General features: G+C 39.3%; 17 protein-coding genes. 13 read left to right on the forward strand and 4 right to left on the reverse strand.

The window, feature by feature from the left end; genetic code table 11:
* The first annotated feature begins 7 nt into the window (after positions 1–7).
* Genes HPE56_RS15840 through HPE56_RS15900 form a run of 13 tightly spaced genes read left to right on the forward strand, consistent with a single transcriptional unit; the run spans position 8 to position 11,877 of the window.
* Complete coding sequence (locus HPE56_RS15840; protein WP_188244728.1) at positions 8–352, forward strand: hypothetical protein; 345 nt, start codon at positions 8–10, stop codon at positions 350–352.
* Between the two features lie 13 nt (positions 353–365).
* On the forward strand, positions 366–1,460 hold the full coding sequence (locus tag HPE56_RS15845; protein ID WP_188244729.1) for a hypothetical protein: 1,095 nt from the start codon (positions 366–368) through the stop codon (positions 1,458–1,460).
* A gap of 24 nt (positions 1,461–1,484) precedes the next feature.
* Positions 1,485–2,510 carry a hypothetical protein gene (locus HPE56_RS15850; RefSeq protein ID WP_188244730.1) on the forward strand — a complete coding sequence of 342 codons (1,026 nt, stop codon included), beginning with the start codon at positions 1,485–1,487 and terminating at the stop codon, positions 2,508–2,510.
* Positions 2,511–2,531: 21 nt separating this feature from the next.
* A complete protein-coding gene (locus tag HPE56_RS15855) occupies positions 2,532–3,605 on the forward strand; it encodes a hypothetical protein (protein WP_188244731.1) in 1,074 nt (357 codons plus the stop codon).
* 23 nt (positions 3,606–3,628) lie between these two features.
* Complete coding sequence (locus tag HPE56_RS15860; protein ID WP_188244732.1) at positions 3,629–4,126, forward strand: hypothetical protein; 498 nt, start codon at positions 3,629–3,631, stop codon at positions 4,124–4,126.
* 10 nt (positions 4,127–4,136) lie between these two features.
* Positions 4,137–4,736, forward strand: a complete 600-nt coding sequence (locus HPE56_RS15865; protein WP_188244733.1) for a hypothetical protein — start codon at positions 4,137–4,139, stop codon at positions 4,734–4,736.
* A gap of 4 nt (positions 4,737–4,740) precedes the next feature.
* The gene (locus HPE56_RS15870; RefSeq protein WP_188244734.1) at positions 4,741–5,358 is read left to right on the forward strand and encodes a hypothetical protein; all 618 of its coding nucleotides are present in this window, start codon (positions 4,741–4,743) and stop codon (positions 5,356–5,358) included.
* An 11-nt stretch (positions 5,359–5,369) separates the two neighbouring features.
* Positions 5,370–5,948 carry a hypothetical protein gene (locus HPE56_RS15875; RefSeq protein ID WP_188244735.1) on the forward strand — a complete coding sequence of 193 codons (579 nt, stop codon included), beginning with the start codon at positions 5,370–5,372 and terminating at the stop codon, positions 5,946–5,948.
* Between the two features lie 7 nt (positions 5,949–5,955).
* Positions 5,956–9,015: a hypothetical protein gene (locus HPE56_RS15880; protein WP_188244736.1), complete on the forward strand. Its 3,060-nt coding sequence runs from the start codon at positions 5,956–5,958 to the stop codon at positions 9,013–9,015.
* 48 nt (positions 9,016–9,063) lie between these two features.
* Positions 9,064–9,699 carry a hypothetical protein gene (locus HPE56_RS15885; RefSeq protein ID WP_188244737.1) on the forward strand — a complete coding sequence of 212 codons (636 nt, stop codon included), beginning with the start codon at positions 9,064–9,066 and terminating at the stop codon, positions 9,697–9,699.
* Between the two features lie 9 nt (positions 9,700–9,708).
* Positions 9,709–10,194: a DUF3592 domain-containing protein gene (locus HPE56_RS15890; protein WP_188244738.1), complete on the forward strand. Its 486-nt coding sequence runs from the start codon at positions 9,709–9,711 to the stop codon at positions 10,192–10,194.
* A gap of 12 nt (positions 10,195–10,206) precedes the next feature.
* Positions 10,207–10,929, forward strand: a complete 723-nt coding sequence (locus HPE56_RS15895; protein ID WP_188244739.1) for a hypothetical protein — start codon at positions 10,207–10,209, stop codon at positions 10,927–10,929.
* 12 nt (positions 10,930–10,941) lie between these two features.
* Positions 10,942–11,877: a hypothetical protein gene (locus HPE56_RS15900; protein ID WP_188244740.1), complete on the forward strand. Its 936-nt coding sequence runs from the start codon at positions 10,942–10,944 to the stop codon at positions 11,875–11,877.
* 157 nt (positions 11,878–12,034) lie between these two features.
* Here the strand turns inward: HPE56_RS15900 and HPE56_RS15905 are convergent, their stop codons facing one another.
* From HPE56_RS15905 to HPE56_RS15920, 4 genes are all read right to left on the reverse strand, one after another.
* Positions 12,035–14,683 carry an MGH1-like glycoside hydrolase domain-containing protein gene (locus tag HPE56_RS15905; RefSeq protein WP_188244741.1) on the reverse strand — a complete coding sequence of 883 codons (2,649 nt, stop codon included), beginning with the start codon at positions 14,681–14,683 and terminating at the stop codon, positions 12,035–12,037.
* Positions 14,684–15,078: 395 nt separating this feature from the next.
* Positions 15,079–15,414, reverse strand: a complete 336-nt coding sequence (locus HPE56_RS15910) for a 2Fe-2S iron-sulfur cluster-binding protein (protein WP_188244742.1) — start codon at positions 15,412–15,414, stop codon at positions 15,079–15,081.
* Between the two features lie 34 nt (positions 15,415–15,448).
* Positions 15,449–15,796 (reverse strand): hypothetical protein, encoded by a 348-nt coding sequence (locus tag HPE56_RS15915; protein WP_188244743.1) that lies wholly within the window; start codon positions 15,794–15,796, stop codon positions 15,449–15,451.
* A 137-nt stretch (positions 15,797–15,933) separates the two neighbouring features.
* Positions 15,934–16,368, reverse strand: coding sequence for an RrF2 family transcriptional regulator (locus HPE56_RS15920; protein ID WP_188244744.1), 435 nt, complete (start codon positions 16,366–16,368; stop codon positions 15,934–15,936).
* Between the last annotated feature and the right edge of the window lie 277 nt (positions 16,369–16,645).

Raw genomic sequence — 16,645 nt, forward strand, 5'->3', positions numbered from 1 at the left:
AAATAAAATGGAAACAACAGAAAACAAGACAGCAGTAGTTAGTGAAGGTAAGAACATTGCAATCATTGCCTATATCACCATCATAGGGCTTATCATCGCTTTTGTGATGAACAATGACAAAAAAGATGCTTTTGCCGCATATCATATTAAACAATCCCTAGGCTTGGCCGCTACAGCAGTGGCACTAGGCATTATAGGAATAATTCCCATATTAGGCTGGATCATAAACATTCTAGGAATTTTGGTACTTCTCTATATGTGGATTATTGGACTAATGAATGCCTTTAATGAAAAAGAAAACCCAGTGCCATTTTTAGGCGAAAAATTTGAAATCTGGTTTAAAAATATTTAAGCATAGACTGATTATGAAACGACAAATAAGACTAATTGCAGTGTTGCTTCTAGTAACGTTCACTTTCTCATGCAATAAAGATGATGATAGCCAACCAGAATCCACTGTCATAGAAGATACCCAGCCCGGTACGGCTGATCCAGTTGATCCTACGCCAACTCCCCAAACTACAGACTTATATTTAGTAGGGTATGAAAGAGACGGCGACAAACCCTATGCACAACTGTGGAAAAATGGGGTAAAAACGGCTCTTCCCAATGCAGCCGGTACTTCACTTGCAAATTCAGTTTATGTTTCTGAAGTTGATGTTTATGTGGCTGGGCAAGCAGAGACAAGTTATAATAGTGCAGCCATCGTATGGAAAAATGGGGTTGGCACCCATTTAACCGATGGAACAAAAAGCGCCAATGCCAATTCAGTTTTTGTCTCTGAGGATGATGTTTATGTGGTGGGCTATGAACGATCTGAAATAATCAATAGGGAGTCACATTATATTGCAAAATTATGGAAAAACGGAGTAGCTACCCCTTTGACATCAGGCATAAATGATGCAACTGCCACTGATGTGTCTGTAGCTGGCTCAGATGTTTATGTAGTGGGTGAAGAATACTTAGCAGAAACCTTTACGTACCAAATGAAGGTATGGAAAAATGGGGTTGATCTAAATTATACGAACAGTTCAAAATGGAATAGACCAATTTCAATTTTTGTAGACGGCACCGATGTTTATATAGCTGGATACAGAAAGAATGAGGGTGCTAACATAGCTGTCCTCTGGAAAAATGGGGTTCCTACCGATTTAACCAACGGAGAAAAGCAAGGTATGGCCATGGATGTTTTTGTAGAGGGTTCTGATGTCTATGTTGCGGGAATCCATAGCGATGAAAACTCAAATCAAATTGCGACACTCTGGAAAAATGGGGTTGCCACAGAACTAAATACAAATACGAGTGCCACGGCAAGTACTGTTTGGGTTTCAGGATCTGATGTGTATGTAGGAGGTCATGAACTTAAGGTTGCTAAATTTTGGAAAAATGGCACCCCGACCTCTTTAACAAATGGCCAAAACGATGCCACTATAAACTCCATATTCGTAACCTCAAATTAAAACGTTCAGAAAATCAACAATCAAATGAAAACAAAACTACAAGTCCTTAGCCTTTTATTACTAATCTGCTTCACTCTTTCATGTAGTAAAGATGATGACAATACAGAACCTGAAGCTGTAAAAGAACCCGTAACCGATGTATACGTGGTTGGATACGAATCCAATGGTGTGAATAAAATTGCAAAAATTTGGAAAAACGGAATCGCTACCCCTTTAACCAACAGCGCAAATGATGCCAATGCAACCTCGGTTTATGTCGCTGGTGAAGATGTATATGTAGGAGGTTACGAAAATAATGGAACAAACAATATTGCAACACTTTGGAAAAATGGGGTGAAAACGCCGCTAACAGATGGTGCCAATAATGCCCTAATACTATCTGTTTTTGTGTCCGGAACTGATGTTTATGCAGCAGGTCGTGAAAGCAATGGAACCAAAAATGTAGCAACGGTATGGAAAAACGGCGTAGCGATGCCATTAACTGATGGAACAAATACCGCTGGCCTGCAATCAATATACGTTTCGGGTAATGATATTTATACCGCTGGGTATGAAAACAATGGCACAAAATACGTGGCAATGGTTTGGAAAAACGGTATAGCGATGCCGTTAACCGATGGAGCAAATGATGCCTTTGCCTATTCTTTATATGTTACGGGAAATGATGTAGTTGTCGCCGGAAGTGAAAATGATGGAACAACCAACGTAGCAATGTTATGGAAAAATGGGGTAAAAACACCGTTAACAGACGGGACTTTCCAAGCACGTGCATCATCGGTATTTAGTGCTGGTGATGATATATATGTTGTAGGATCTGACGGCTTTAAAGTGAATCTTTGGAAAAATGGAGTCGTTAACTCCATTACGGATGGCAACACATTTGCTTCTGGAAATTCTGTTTTTATTTCAGAAAATGACACCTACGTTGTAGGCTATGAACGACCCGATACAAAAGACATAGCTACGCTTTGGAAAAATGGGGTAAGGCAACCACTAACAGATGGCACATACAAAGCCTATGCGAATGCTGTTTTTGTAACCAAAAATTAAATAGTTAAGCAAAACAAAAAAATGAAAACGAAATCACAAGTCCTCAGCCTTTTATTACTAATCTGCTTCACTTTTTCATGCAGTAAAGATGATGATAAAACAGAACTTATTGCTGTCGAGGAACAACAGCCAGAACCACAACCAGAACCAATAACGGATGTATATGCTGTTGGGTGGGAATCGGATGGAATAAAAGATATTGCAAAAATTTGGAAAAACGGTATCGCCACCCCTTTGACCAACGGCGCGAATAATGCTAATGCAACCTCGGTTTATGTCGCTGGTGAGGATGTTTATATAGGCGGTTTCGAAAATAATGGATCAACCAATATTGCTACCATTTGGAAAAACGGAGTTAAAACACCACAAGGTGATGGATCAAGGGTTGCGTTTATTTCATCTGTTTTCGTTTCAGGAGATACAGTTTATGCGGTTGGCATGGAAGTTTATCCAATTATCAATGGTGAACTATACGTTGCGACCCTTTGGATAAACGGCAAAGCAACGATTTTGAACCAAGGAAAAAATCATTCATGGGCTACATCTGTATATGTAGAAGGAAACGATGTTTATGTTGCAGGGTATGTAGAAGATCCTATAACTAAAATTTTTGTAGCCACAATTTGGAAAAATGGGGTTGCAACCTCCCTGACAGATAACCAAGATGGTTCAAGGGCAAGAAATATATTTGTTTCGGGGAATAATGTGTATGTCACTGGTTCGCAAGTCAAAAATGGAAAAAAAGTGGCCTATATCTGGAAAAATGGTGTTGCTACCCAACTATCGAACGGAAGTACCGATGGATCGGCAAATGCTGTTTATGTCACAAACGATGATGTATATGTTGTGGGTTCAGTCAATGATTCGGAGCAGAATAGAATTGCTTCACTTTGGAAAAATAATTTCCCTTCAGACCATTTATCCGTTAGCGGAGTTGATGCCACAGCCAATTCGATTTTTGTAATGGATAACGATGTTTACGTAGGTGGAAGTGAAGGTAAGTTTGCAACCATCTGGAAAAATGGGGAGCCGATTAAATTGACAGACGGTACTTCCTCAGCACAAGTTAATAGTGTTTTCATAGCTAAAAAATAATCAATATAAAAAAATATAAAATCATGAAACTAAAAAAATCCACTCTAGTATTAATAGCCTTTATGCTAACAACCACTTTCTCCTTTTCACAATCGGTTGAGGGTAAACTCGCGATTAAAGAATCAGCGAAAGGCAGAACCATTAAGCAGAAAACACCCGTAGCATTGTTCAAGGCATTCAAGGATGGTGAATACAACATTCATTTCAATTTTAGGACCTCCGACGTCAAATCAGATCAAATTATACTTTTTGATATGAAAACCATAGTAAAATACAATGGTAAAACCATATCCGAAACTTCGCGGGACGGATGGCCGTGGATACCGGGTGATATGTTTGTACCCATCGAAGCTTTCGATGCAATTCCAGTTTTACAGAAATTCACATCAAATGAGGGGGCTAAAAGTCTTCCTCTCAAGGGTGCTAGATCCTTTGAAATCATTTTACAGTTGGTGCCATCCAAGGGGCAAAAGGTAAAAGGAAGTATTAGCCCCGCCTCCATGAAATTCACCATTGAATAAATTGACAATTATGAAAAACCACACCGTTATATGCTGCCTTTTGGTGCTATTATTTTCTTGTAAAGAAAGTGCAAACCAAGAAAAGACGAAAATTTCTTCTGCTATAGAAAAGGCAAAGGAAAAAACAATGGACAAGCCCTATCGGACTAGCGATAGCCAAAAAGCCATATATAAGGCCCTAAAGAAGAAAACGCCCTTGACCAATGATCAACTCTTTGCCATCTTACCCGAAGATATCAATGGCCATAAACCAACCAGTGACCTTGTACTTCAGGTAAGTAGTCAATTAACATCGGGCATATATGGTCCTTTAGGGAAAAAGAGCTATAATTTTTATATTCAAGATGGTGTAGGTTCCCGCGCCATCGTTAAGACTTTTTTTGACTCCTATAAGATACAGCCCCAAGGACCTCCACAGACCGAGTACGTTTATCAAGATCGGGATGGTTACAAGACCATTGCCTTCCTACAACCTAAAATTAAACGCAATTACATCCGCTTTATTTACAATAATCGGTTTGAAATCACCCTGGAAGGCCCTGATCCTGTAGAAGAATTGTGGTCATATATCGACTTTGAAAACCTGAAAAAATTAGACAAATACAATTGAAACGATGAAACGATTATTGATTGCCACAGTTATAATACTACTACTTTTTTCATGCAAAGAGAATGCTAGAAAGAATACGGATGTAAACACGAACAATACCGTTCCACAATCAATGAACAAGGAAAAAAAGGCAAATACGAGAAAAACAGCGATCGTAAATGTTGAGGCGGATATCAGTGGAAAAAAATTCAGTCTAACAGAATACAATCCAGAGGCCAGCACCGATGTGGTTTTTCTAAATGGGGGTTTACAGTTTAGAATACATGATTATCAAAATAAGTCCGTTTTAGTAAACTTATATTCTCCCGAAATATTCGCGAAACTACCCATAACCATAACGCAACAAAGCTTAGCCTTGCCTCCTAAAGAGGCTGCAACGTCAAAAACACAGAGTAGGATTGAGATATTGATTCCTTCTCCCCAACATTTTCAAGGCGACAACAAAATCCTGTATGAAGGTTCCGTTACCCTTGAAGAACTATCCACGACTAAAATACTTATCAATTTTGACGGTAAGGGGATTGCCCATGGTGCCAGGAAAAAAACGGAGAATCTATTTCCCATGAAAGGCCGGATAAAACTCGAGAACTTTAGTATTTATGATACCAGAATGAAAGAATAAAACATATCAACATGAAAACAATCCTGAAATTCACAATTGTGTTATTGCTTATGGCATCATGCCATTCAGAAGCTAAAAAGGTAACCAAAGAGCTATTGAAAACAGTTGAACAAACTGAAGAAAAAGGTGCCGATCAGCCTTCCGATTTTGATAAAATCACGAATGGCCTTTTACAGAAAACACCCTTAACGGATGAAGAATTATTGGGAGCATTCCCAAAAGAATTAATTGGTCATCCATTGGATAAGGTTAGCGCCATTCCTTATATGCAGCAAGTTGTCGGGCAATTCGGAAACCGGAAAATATCACTATCGATCGCAGATGCTGCAGGAAAAAACAATCCATTAGTAACTACATTTCTTGGCTTCTATTCTTATGTACCTCCTTCTACCGACAAAATCAAATTGATTAAAATTGAACGGGATGGTATTAAAACCATAAGTGAGACGAAGTATAATGAAACAGAAATGAAGTTCATTTATGACAATCGCTTTCATGTTTCTCTAAGTGCAAAAGCAATGGATCCCGACGAGCTTTGGAACGCTTTCGACATCAATGCATTGCGTGGTTATAAAAACCTGAATAAGTAAAAAAATCATGAAGAACCCAAAAACCACAGATGGCACCACCCGACGTGAATTTATTCAGCAACTAGCCTTATGCTATGCGGCAGCGCAAATGCCTTTGGTTTTTACCGGCTGTAAAGATGACAAACCTAATTTTGTGGGTACTGGCAAAGCTCCCTACAAAGTCTGGGAAGAAATGCTGATGGCATTGGAAACAAGTCCTGATCATTTAGAGGGTAGAATGAAATTTCTAATAGCCTCAAATGATGCCAAGGCCATGTTTGATTTTGTTCGGGATGAAATTTATTTGATGCCTGCCGCAGGAATGTCCGTAGGCTATAGTGGAACCCAACTGAAATGGGGGCTAAAAGGGACCTTAAGATACGGAATAGCCACCCCACGGGAAAAAGCCGAGCTTTTAAATTACATGTATACCCAGGCCAAGATCACTTCAAAGGTGGTTTTTGAACGAACAAACATCCAACCAGAAGAAGTTCCTGCCTTTTTTTTAAGACCCATTAAGCGCAACTTTGGTCTCGACATATCCAAAAGTCAATGGAAACAATGGGGGAAAGAACTCCAGATCAAGGGAAACACAACCCATGAAATTCCGATTTATGATGAAGAACACAATGAATCAAAGGCGCTGGCCGAAAAACTTTGGCAACTACTTCCAAATAAAGAGAAGTTAGACAATCATCAGTTCGATTTTCGTTGGGATAATTATAGCACACCAACCGTGGAATTCATCCTGAATGGTGAAACAAAATATGCGCATCTTTTTGATCCAACAGTAGCTTTTGGGGAATTAAAAAATGATGGTATAAATATCTCTGAGGCAGATCCTGTAAAAAATAATGATGAAAAAATCAGTATTTCCATAAGCTATAGGGATTCCATTGACCCTAGAACCGAAAAAGAGTTCGTATCCGGGGAATGGTTATCCACTTTACTAGTGGGCAATCAAATTAATATATCCTTTTTAAACGGATTGAGTTTAGAGCAACAAGCCATTACACCTATAGGATCCTTGCGCACCTTTACCCCTGCACTTGCTTTTCAAAGTTTTGATGAAGAAATCAAAGTCATGCAAGAGAATTCCTTTTTAGGCAATCCTTTTACGTTGGATGGGAAAATTATCGATGTATCTGGGGATGAACCCAAAATAAATGGAAATACCATACTTAAAAAGCCAAATACGGAGTTACAGAAAAAAGTTTCCGCATTAAAGATCAAGGCTTTTCCCGCAAATTATCCATTGGTAAAATTACACGTAACACCAACCGATGAAGATGGGGCATTTGTAGAAAATTTATCGACCTCCGATTTCTCAATTACCGATAACAGCAGACAAGTACAGGCGTTGATGGAAAGCAACCGCCCAACACCGCGGGTTTTGATTCTTTACGACACCTCTTTAAGTATGCCTAAAGAATATTATCAAGAGCATATGGATGCTTTTATAGAAAGTCTACACCAATCTATTTTAAAAGAATACCCAGCGGCCTTTATTACAAAATGGGAAACACCTTCGGAAATTTTCACTTGGCTATTAAAAGCATCCAAATCCGATTATGATCTCATCATATATGCCACGGATGGAGACAATAATGATTCTTATTCCGAGACAAATGCGGAAATCTATAAAAACGGTGCACCTACTATTGTCTTAAATGTCAATGATAGTGAGTCTGGACATAGTGTTGAAACATTCAATAAAATGGCAGAAATCACCAACGGAATGGTGTTAAAAGCGAAAGACCAAGCAAAAACCCTAGAAGCTATAACCGATTACATCTCGAAAATGGAAATTCCGCCGTATGTTTTCACCTATTATGCCGTGGGGACGGAAGAGATGCATGAGGCCATCGTAGGTGTTGACAACAAGAGGATTACCGTGGCTGAAAAATTTAAGTTCGTTACCAACGCAACAAAAGAAATAGGGCAATCATTGATTGGACTCTATTGCACCGTTAAAACCGGAAATACTACCATAAAAAGGGTTTTGGCGGGTTGGGATCCTCAAACCGAAGGGAATATTCAGCCGGATTATTCAGATTCCTTAGCCGTTAGAAATACGATTCTCGGAGGTGCCACCCTTTATTTTGAAGGGGAAGGCCCTACCGTTTCGGCAGCCTTATCGGATGTTTTAAAATACAGATTGACTACACGGTCTTGGGGGGAAGCACTTCTAGACAATGATACCAGTAAGGCAAAAGAAGAATTTAATGAAGGGGGTTACCTATACCACCCTGAAATCTTACCCCTTATGGCACCACTGGGTGATGCTATTACCACAACGAGCATGACCTTTTCCTCTGGCATTCGCATTGCCATTATAAAACATAAAATTGGTGTGGGTGAAAAAGCATCCACAAAATCATTCGACTATTTGCCAACCTCAAAGTATACCACATTAACGAAAGACCCAGATTCCGCATTTAAAATCACCTTGGAAAAAACAACACAATTGGCTATTAGGGAAGGTCATTTTTTCACCAACAGTACAGTTTCCGAATTAAAAAACAGCCTACTTTTAGAAAGACAAAAGGCAATTGACACTCAATGGTTCCAAGAGAAAAAAGAAACCTTTTCACAGCCCTACTATTGGAGTGAACGAATTCACCGGGGTGATGGAAATTTTAAAATTTTCGATGAAGCCGCAGAAAGTTTGGCCTATTGGCAAATCAATCAAAAAACAGGGGAATTATTCGGCATGTTAGCCGATGGAACCGGTGGAGGCAGCGAAGAAACGCTCCAGCAATTGGCAGACATAATGGCCGTCTTGTCCGTTTATATAGCACTTCTCGCAGAAATGAAAATGCTTAATCCCATAGGAGGGACGGCTCTCAGTATTGTGGCTACTTATGGAGTAACGTTGACAAAGTTATACGCCATTGTCTGTGAAACCATCGTAATAATGGATTCCTCAGGAATGGATGATAAAATTAAAGCCGCGTTAGTTGAATTAGCTTTTAATGTTTATAAAACAATCGCTTTTGGATTGTCAGGTAGTGAAGGAAATATAATGTCGGGATTAGACGCACTGATTGGAATGATGGGATTATCCACAAATCCGTTTGGTAAATAGTAATTTATTAAAAACAATAATCAAAATAAAACCTTAAATCATATAAAAATGAAAAATCCACTAAAACTGGTCCTCGTTATTTTGCTTTTGGTTTCATGTAAGGAATCCCCTAAGTCATCAGACCCTGCAGCATCGAAAATTTTGGACGGGGTGATCCATGAAGCTACTGGAAAGAATGACGATATCAATAAAAAATATGATCTTCTACTCAAGGAATTAGGTACCAAAACCCCACTGACCAATAACCAACTCATAGCTGCATTTCCAAAAAAATTGAACCCTCTAAGTTTAGACCCCTCTGAACAGAACAAAATAGAGCCTGAAATTACCGACACCCAACTTGTTGCAGGCAGCTTTGGGGATGACACCATTAGAATGGAAATTTTGGATGCCGCAGGCCCAAAAGCCGTTGGTGCCATCATACCCTTAAAAATGTTGCACCTCAACAAGATAACTTCGGAGAGCAATAATACCATACGATATACCAAAATAGAGCGCAACGGAAATTTAACCTTTGGTACCGATCGGGCTGCAAATACAAAAGCCGATTTTCAATCCGAGCTTCGATTTCTTTATGATAATCGATTTTATGTTACCTTGGAAGGAAAGGGAATGGACACCGATGCTCTCTGGAAAGCCATGGGCATTGGTAATTTGAGCCGATTTAAGGATTTAAATAATTAATTTAACAGAATGGAATACCTTGCATCCCTTAGTCAATTTGAAATAGCCGGACTTGTGCTGCAGTTGGTGCTATTGCCCTTTTTATTTATGACACTCCGACGTTGGTGGTGGGCAAAGCAATCCCTTCAATGGCCCAAAGTTAATGGGGTAGTTATAAAAGGCCTCGATTTTCCCCTTCCGAAAATAATCGAATTTCAATATACCTATGATATTAATGGCACTACCTATCAAGGCGAAAAACCATTCTTTGCCAATTCATTCAAGCATCTTTCACAAAAGAAAGCTTCCTATTTAATGGACACCTATACTATAGGAAAACAACTAAAGGTCTTCTACAATCCATCAAACCCAAGGATATCCACCTTGGAGCCAGGAAGAAAAGATGGTGTAATGGGTGTTCTGGTATTATTAGTAGTACTTTTTTTGCTAGGAGCCGTGGCCTTTTATCGCCCTTCCTTAATAGTGGAAACCATGGATTATTTTTCTAACCGGTAAAACACATTTATTATGAAAAAATCAGTTTTGTTTATAATGGCCTGTGCCTTTCAAATTAGCATGGCCCAAACCAATCACACAGTGGCGGATTATCCGTTGAAGGCTATGGATCTGGTCTTGTTTTCCTTCGGAATGGACAACCCCCTTACCATAGGAACCATCTCGGATTCTGGAGAAATAGCTTTTAATTTCCCTAAAGACCTTAATGCCATTACTGATGATGTACAAGCCAATTTTATGTCGGACACGGCCTTTACCCTGTTTTCCAAATGCGATAATAGTTATGACATGCTATCAGAGGATGAAAATGGTAAAGCCGTCAATGCTGGGCAAATTTCATTAAGCACGAAAGAGAATCCGTATTCGGGGTTGCTGTTTATGGTTACGGATGAAGCGTTGGTCCCTAGGCTGGAAGATTCCTATTCCAATAACGCCGTCACCGGATCCTATCTTGAACTGGTTTATATAGCATCGGATTTTAAGTATCAAGGGGAATGTACTTCCACCGTGTCCAATACAGAAAACGATACCATTATAACAACCTATAGCTACGATTTGCAACTAAAAGCCGGATTTAATTTCGTTGAATATAAAATTGAGAGCGTACTTGAACATGCCATTCCCAGCATGTACGAAGAAGGTGTTTTTGATAACATAATGAAGCCTAGTAAAATAAAGGTTACTTCAACACAATCAGTCCCTCCAACAACAAAGTGGATTGGTAAATATTTCTAAAATATAGGAAGCATGAAAGCATTACATCGAATTTTCCCCATACTTATAATCCTTATTGGGTGTACAGGTTTCTCCCAAACACCTGAGCAACAAAAAATGATAGATAAGGCATTGAAAATGCGGGATAGCATCATGGAGAGCCTTAATCTTGAAGAGGTCCAAAGGAAGGCAGAACAGCAGCAAAAAAGGCTCGAATCGGATAAGCAAAGTAATAATACAACGAGTCCCATCCCTAAAGCCACAAAAAATGAGGATAAATATTGGGAAAATACGATAGCCAGTGATTCCGTCAATACACTGAAAAATTGGAACAACGGAGACGCCGATCTTGTTTTCAACTATTATTATGACCCGGGAAAAGATAAGGTACAGTATGTTAAGGTCGGTGTCATTAAGGCAGATGGAACTATTGCATTGCATCCCACTAACAAAGTACCCATACTAAAACCTATTAAGGAATTTAAGGATAGCAACAATTTTTTTGATATCCATAATCCAGAGGCGTATCAATACCATAATGAAGATTCCGGATTTAAACTCAACGCTTATTTATCGGTATATCAAAATGATAAACAAATAGGGATCTTGACCATCGGAAATTCTGAAAAAGTAACCCGAAACCTATTAACATCCGGGGATTTATATTATGGTGATGAGGGGTATCTATTATCATGGGTTTATGTTGACGAAGCCTGCGCGATTAAGGCCAATGAAAATTGGAAAGGGGATTTAAGCAACACGGGCACTCCATTACTGGTTGAAACTACCGTTACATATGACCTTAGTTTTACACCGGGATGGAATATGGTAAAAACAGAAGTTATTGGAAAATATGAATTTCCAAACGCCCCCGAAGAGGACCGATCGCGATATAAAAAGCACGTGCATACGATAGTGCCTTCCATTCCTGATGATGCCACTTATTACTTTAGATCAACGCTATACTAAATGATCACCTTTCCCCAATCAAGGGTTGCTACCTTATTTTAAATAAAGCCAGGACTAAGGAAACCACTTCCTCGGTCAATTTCTTCTGCCAGGAATGAAGGTCGTAACCCTTATAGGAATAGTTATATTACGGAAAACAAAGGTAGCCTTGGAATCACTATTTATTCCGGTTAATCTCTTCGATAAGATTGACCACCAATGCCGTCCATCCCGTTTGGTGGGAAGCACCGACACCACGGCCATTGTTACCATCAAAATATTCGTAGAAAAGAATAAGGTCCTTAAAATGTTCCTCCGCATATTTTTCTTTGTGCAATGCATGAATAGGTCGATTTCCTTCTTTATCCTTGTCGAACATCGCAATCAACCTTTTGCTGATTTCAAATCCTATTTCCTTTAAATTCAAATAGTTGCCACTTCCCGAAGGAAATTGGTATTTAAGGTTATCTTCAAAGTAATTGTGATATTCCTTGAAAGTGCCGATGAACAAATAGTTCATGGCCATCCAAATGGGTCCACGCCAGTTGGAATTGCCACCGAAAAGATCGGTTTGGGATTCTGCGGGTTCATAGCTAATACCGTAATTGGTTCCATCGATTTCAATATTATAGGGTTTTTCATGTCCCTTGGATAAAGAGCGAATACCATGACTTCCCAAAAATTCCGATTCGTTTAGCATACTTTTTATCAAAATATCCATACGTTTTCTGGGTACCAGGGAAAGTAAAACATCTTTATCAGTGGCATATTCCTCAACAACCTGATACATGGCGTTTTCCACACGGTATTTACGAAACCACTCTATACTTCCACGAAAACGGGGTAATTTATCCAAAGTTTCTTTTCTAATGTTAAGTACGGCCGCCAGCGATAATAAGCCGGAAATCGAACGCACTTTGATGGGAATCGACTGCCCATCGGGCAAGACCAATGTATCATAGAAAAATCCTTCTTCCTCATCCCAGGAACCCGGGGCTCCTTCCTTTAGTTTGTTCAGTGCCTCTGCGATAAAGACAAAATGACCAAAGTATTTGATGGCCATATCCTCAAAAGCGTCGTCTTCAATGGCAATTTCCAGGGCAATTTCCAACATATTAAGGCAATAGAGCGCCATCCAGGAAGTACCATCTACCTGTTCCAAGATGCCTCCCCCGGGAATTCCACTGCTCCTATCAAAAACCCCAATATTATCCAAACCTAAAAATCCCCCTTCAAAAATATTCTTATCGAACCTATCCACTCGGTTGATCCACCATGTAAAATTGAGCGCCAATTTATTGAACATTCGTTTTAGGAACTTTAGATCCCCTTTTCCAGTGTCCCGTTGCTCGATTTGGTAAATATGAATGGCCGCCCATGCCTGTACAGGCGGATTTACATCACTGAAATTCCATTCATAGGCAGGAATCTGGCCATTAGGTGCCATAAACCATTCCTTGGTAAATAGGAGCAACTGTTTCTTGGCGAAATCAGGATCGATCATGGCGAAAGAGACACAATGAAAGGCCGAATCCCATGCGGCAAACCAGGGATACTCCCAAGTGTCGGGCATCGAAAGGATGTCGTGGGTACGCAAGGTTTTCCAATTACTGTTCCGACCATGGGTTCGTTCGGGTGCGGGCATATCATCCGAATCGGTATTCAACCATTTCTCTACCTCGTAATTGTAGTATTGTTTGGACCAAAGGAGTCCGGCAAAGGCCTGCTTTTGTATTTCCCGCTGTTCTTTGGAGGATTTTTGCGTCACACCGTCCAAAAAATCTTCAGATTCTTCTTTCCTAACCGAAAAAACAGTGTCAAAATTAGTATCAAAAGGCACTGCAAGTGTTTCTTTTGTCAATCTTAATTTAATGGTTCGTGTTTCTCCGGCCTTCAGTTTCAATTCATAGAGTGGCGAAAATTTGGTGCCCTCATTTTTCTTCTCCGCCAGCGAATAATCATTTTTGATGACCGCATCATGGAAAAGGTCTTTTTTATAAGGATGGTCATTTTTCTCACCGAAAATCTTTTCACGATTCGTTTCATTTTCAGTAAACAATAATCGCGATGGCCTATCAAAATATAGGTTGTACTCACCAACATAGGAATGCCTTATGGAGACATATGGCGAATCCGTTCCTTTTTCCTTTTTTATTTTGGGTTTCTCGTCCATAGCAATGAAACTCCAAAAATTACGTATCCACAACGTAGGTAGTAGGCAGACCAGTGCTGTTTTCGGTCCTCGATTACTGATTGATATTTTTATCAGTAAATCTTGGGTATCGGCCTTTGCGTATTCGGTAACAACATCAAAATATTCATTGTTGTCAAAAATGCCCGTATCCAGTAATTCATACTCATGTTCTTCCTTTCCCCTATGCTTATTTTCCTCTACTAGTTTTTTATACGGAAACTCATTCTGGGGATATTTGTACAGGTGTTTCATGTACGAATGGGAGGGCGTGTTCTCTAAATAGTAATAAAGCTCCTTCACATCTTCCCCATGGTTGCCTCTAGGCCCCGAGAGTCCGAATAAACGTTCTTTCAATATGGGATCTTTACCATTCCAAAGGGCTACACCAAAACAGATATTACAATAACGGTCAGAAATACCGGCAATACCATCTTCGCCCCAACGATAGGTTCTACTTCTTGCATGATCATGTGTGAAATAATTCCACGCATCCCCATTGGAACTGTAGTCCTCACGTACAGTACCCCATTGTCGTTCGCTAAGATAGGGTCCCCATTTAAGCCAATCTTTTTGTTTTGAGTAGTGTTCTTTTAATCTTTTTTGCTCTTTGGGTAGTTCTTGTATATTGTCCATGGGAAGAAATCATTGGTGTAACAAAGTTAAACCATTGGAGGGGTTTTTACACCTTTTTCGATCTATCATGTTTTTTCCAAGAAACCCGATCCGTATAAAAAAGATGGCTATTTTTATAGTAGACCCTATGGATTACCTGCCTTACCAACATTCGGGGAAAATGTGCAACCATAAAATTCATGGTAGCGTATACATCAAATACCCACCGTCTGAATCTGCGTTGGGTTAGAGGAACACTGAGTCTGGTAGGTTTATAAAAGCCTTTTAACGAACATTGAATGGACTTTCCTTGTTCTTTGGATATGATGCCTTGAAACGGGGTCAACCACCATACAATGCTTTGGAAGAGGGAATGGATACCATAAAACCGATTTCCAAGAAACGATCCGTACTCGCTAAAATACCTCATCGTCCTTTAAAATTTTAAACACAACACCATTTAATTGGGCAGTAACTGGAATTTGACATGCTAAACGACTTTGATGGGTGCTATTTCCAAGCTTGGAGAGGGTTTGCTTTTCATCCGCTTCCATTTTTTCTGAAATTGGCCCTTTGATCACTTGAATATGACAGGTACCACACCAAGCCCTACCCTTGCAATCTCCCCAGTCTTCAACATATTTATCGAAGAGTAGTTCCATTAGGCTATGGTATTCATTGGGCCTAAACATCACATCACATTCTTCCCCGAATTCATTATAATACTTAAGGCTACATTGCTTTATCCTCATCCATTCATTGCTAAAAATCCAATTCCAACAGACCTTAAATTAAATATGCGACTATCACGGAAAAACTGAATACCACACTCAATATAAGTAGATTGAATGCGATTTTTGATTTCAATTGGGCGAGTATCGATGCATTAAATGCCATACAAAAAATAGTGATCAAAAATACCACGAACATTTCGACTACCTTAGGCCTCCCGTGCATTAGCAAAAGCATTACCGCCACCGAACCCAAACAGCTTTGACCAATGATGGCGATTGCAGCATAACCCATTTGTTGCTTTTTAAATTCGGCCAATAGATTATTATACGTTTTTAAGGGTCCGTTTTCCATTCTTTCAGAATCGGAATGGGTCAAATCAGTGTTATTTAATACATCCATAACTTTTGTTTTTTTCTCCCTCTTTACCAATCGAGCAAAACACCATGAGGGTAGATGTTGCCGGCACGTTTCATTTCATTGTCATTTTACTTTTTATTCTAATAGGATAATTTTGTCCGATTTAAAGATAATTTTTTTTAGCGTTTTAAGAAGGTCAGTCCTACTTCTAGTCCAGCCGTCATTTCATATAAGCTTGTATTTTCTAGCATTTCCCTTAAATCGTTCCGAATATCAACGAATTTGCTATGTACCGGACAAGGTTTGTTGGCATTACATTCTTTTAAGCCCAATCCACAGCCCGCATAAATTGAATCCCCATCGATGGCATTGACTATCTCACTGAGTTTCAATTTATCCATTTTAGTTCTGGTTATTTCAAATCCTCCATGGGCTCCTTTTACCGATTCGACGATATTATTTTTAGATAAAAGCTGTAATATTTTCGCAGTAAAGGCAATGGGGGAATCAATTTTATCGGCGATTTCCTTTAGGCTTACCCTTCTCCCATCAAGCGATTGCAAAGCAATGTAAGTTGCTGCCCTTAAACCGTATTCACATGCTTTTGAAAACATTATCCAGCTATTGATTATAACACTAAGATACTACTATTTTTAATTAGGACAACATTGTCCTAATATATTTTTCAATTTAAGGTTCCCAAAAGACGAATCAATCCCAAAAGTTGGGTGTGAATTGGAAAAAGAAAGCATAAACTATCCCGAAGTTCGTGTTCTGTTCTTTTTTGCATTGCCTCAAATGCATAGCATTCATGAATACCGTTAAAAAACAATAGACATGCCGATGAATAAAAAATAAACAGGGCCGAAAAACCAAGGTATCGCATACCTT

It is taken from the genome of Maribacter aquimaris, assembly GCF_014596745.1.
GTDB classification, from domain to species: domain Bacteria; phylum Bacteroidota; class Bacteroidia; order Flavobacteriales; family Flavobacteriaceae; genus Maribacter_A; species Maribacter_A aquimaris.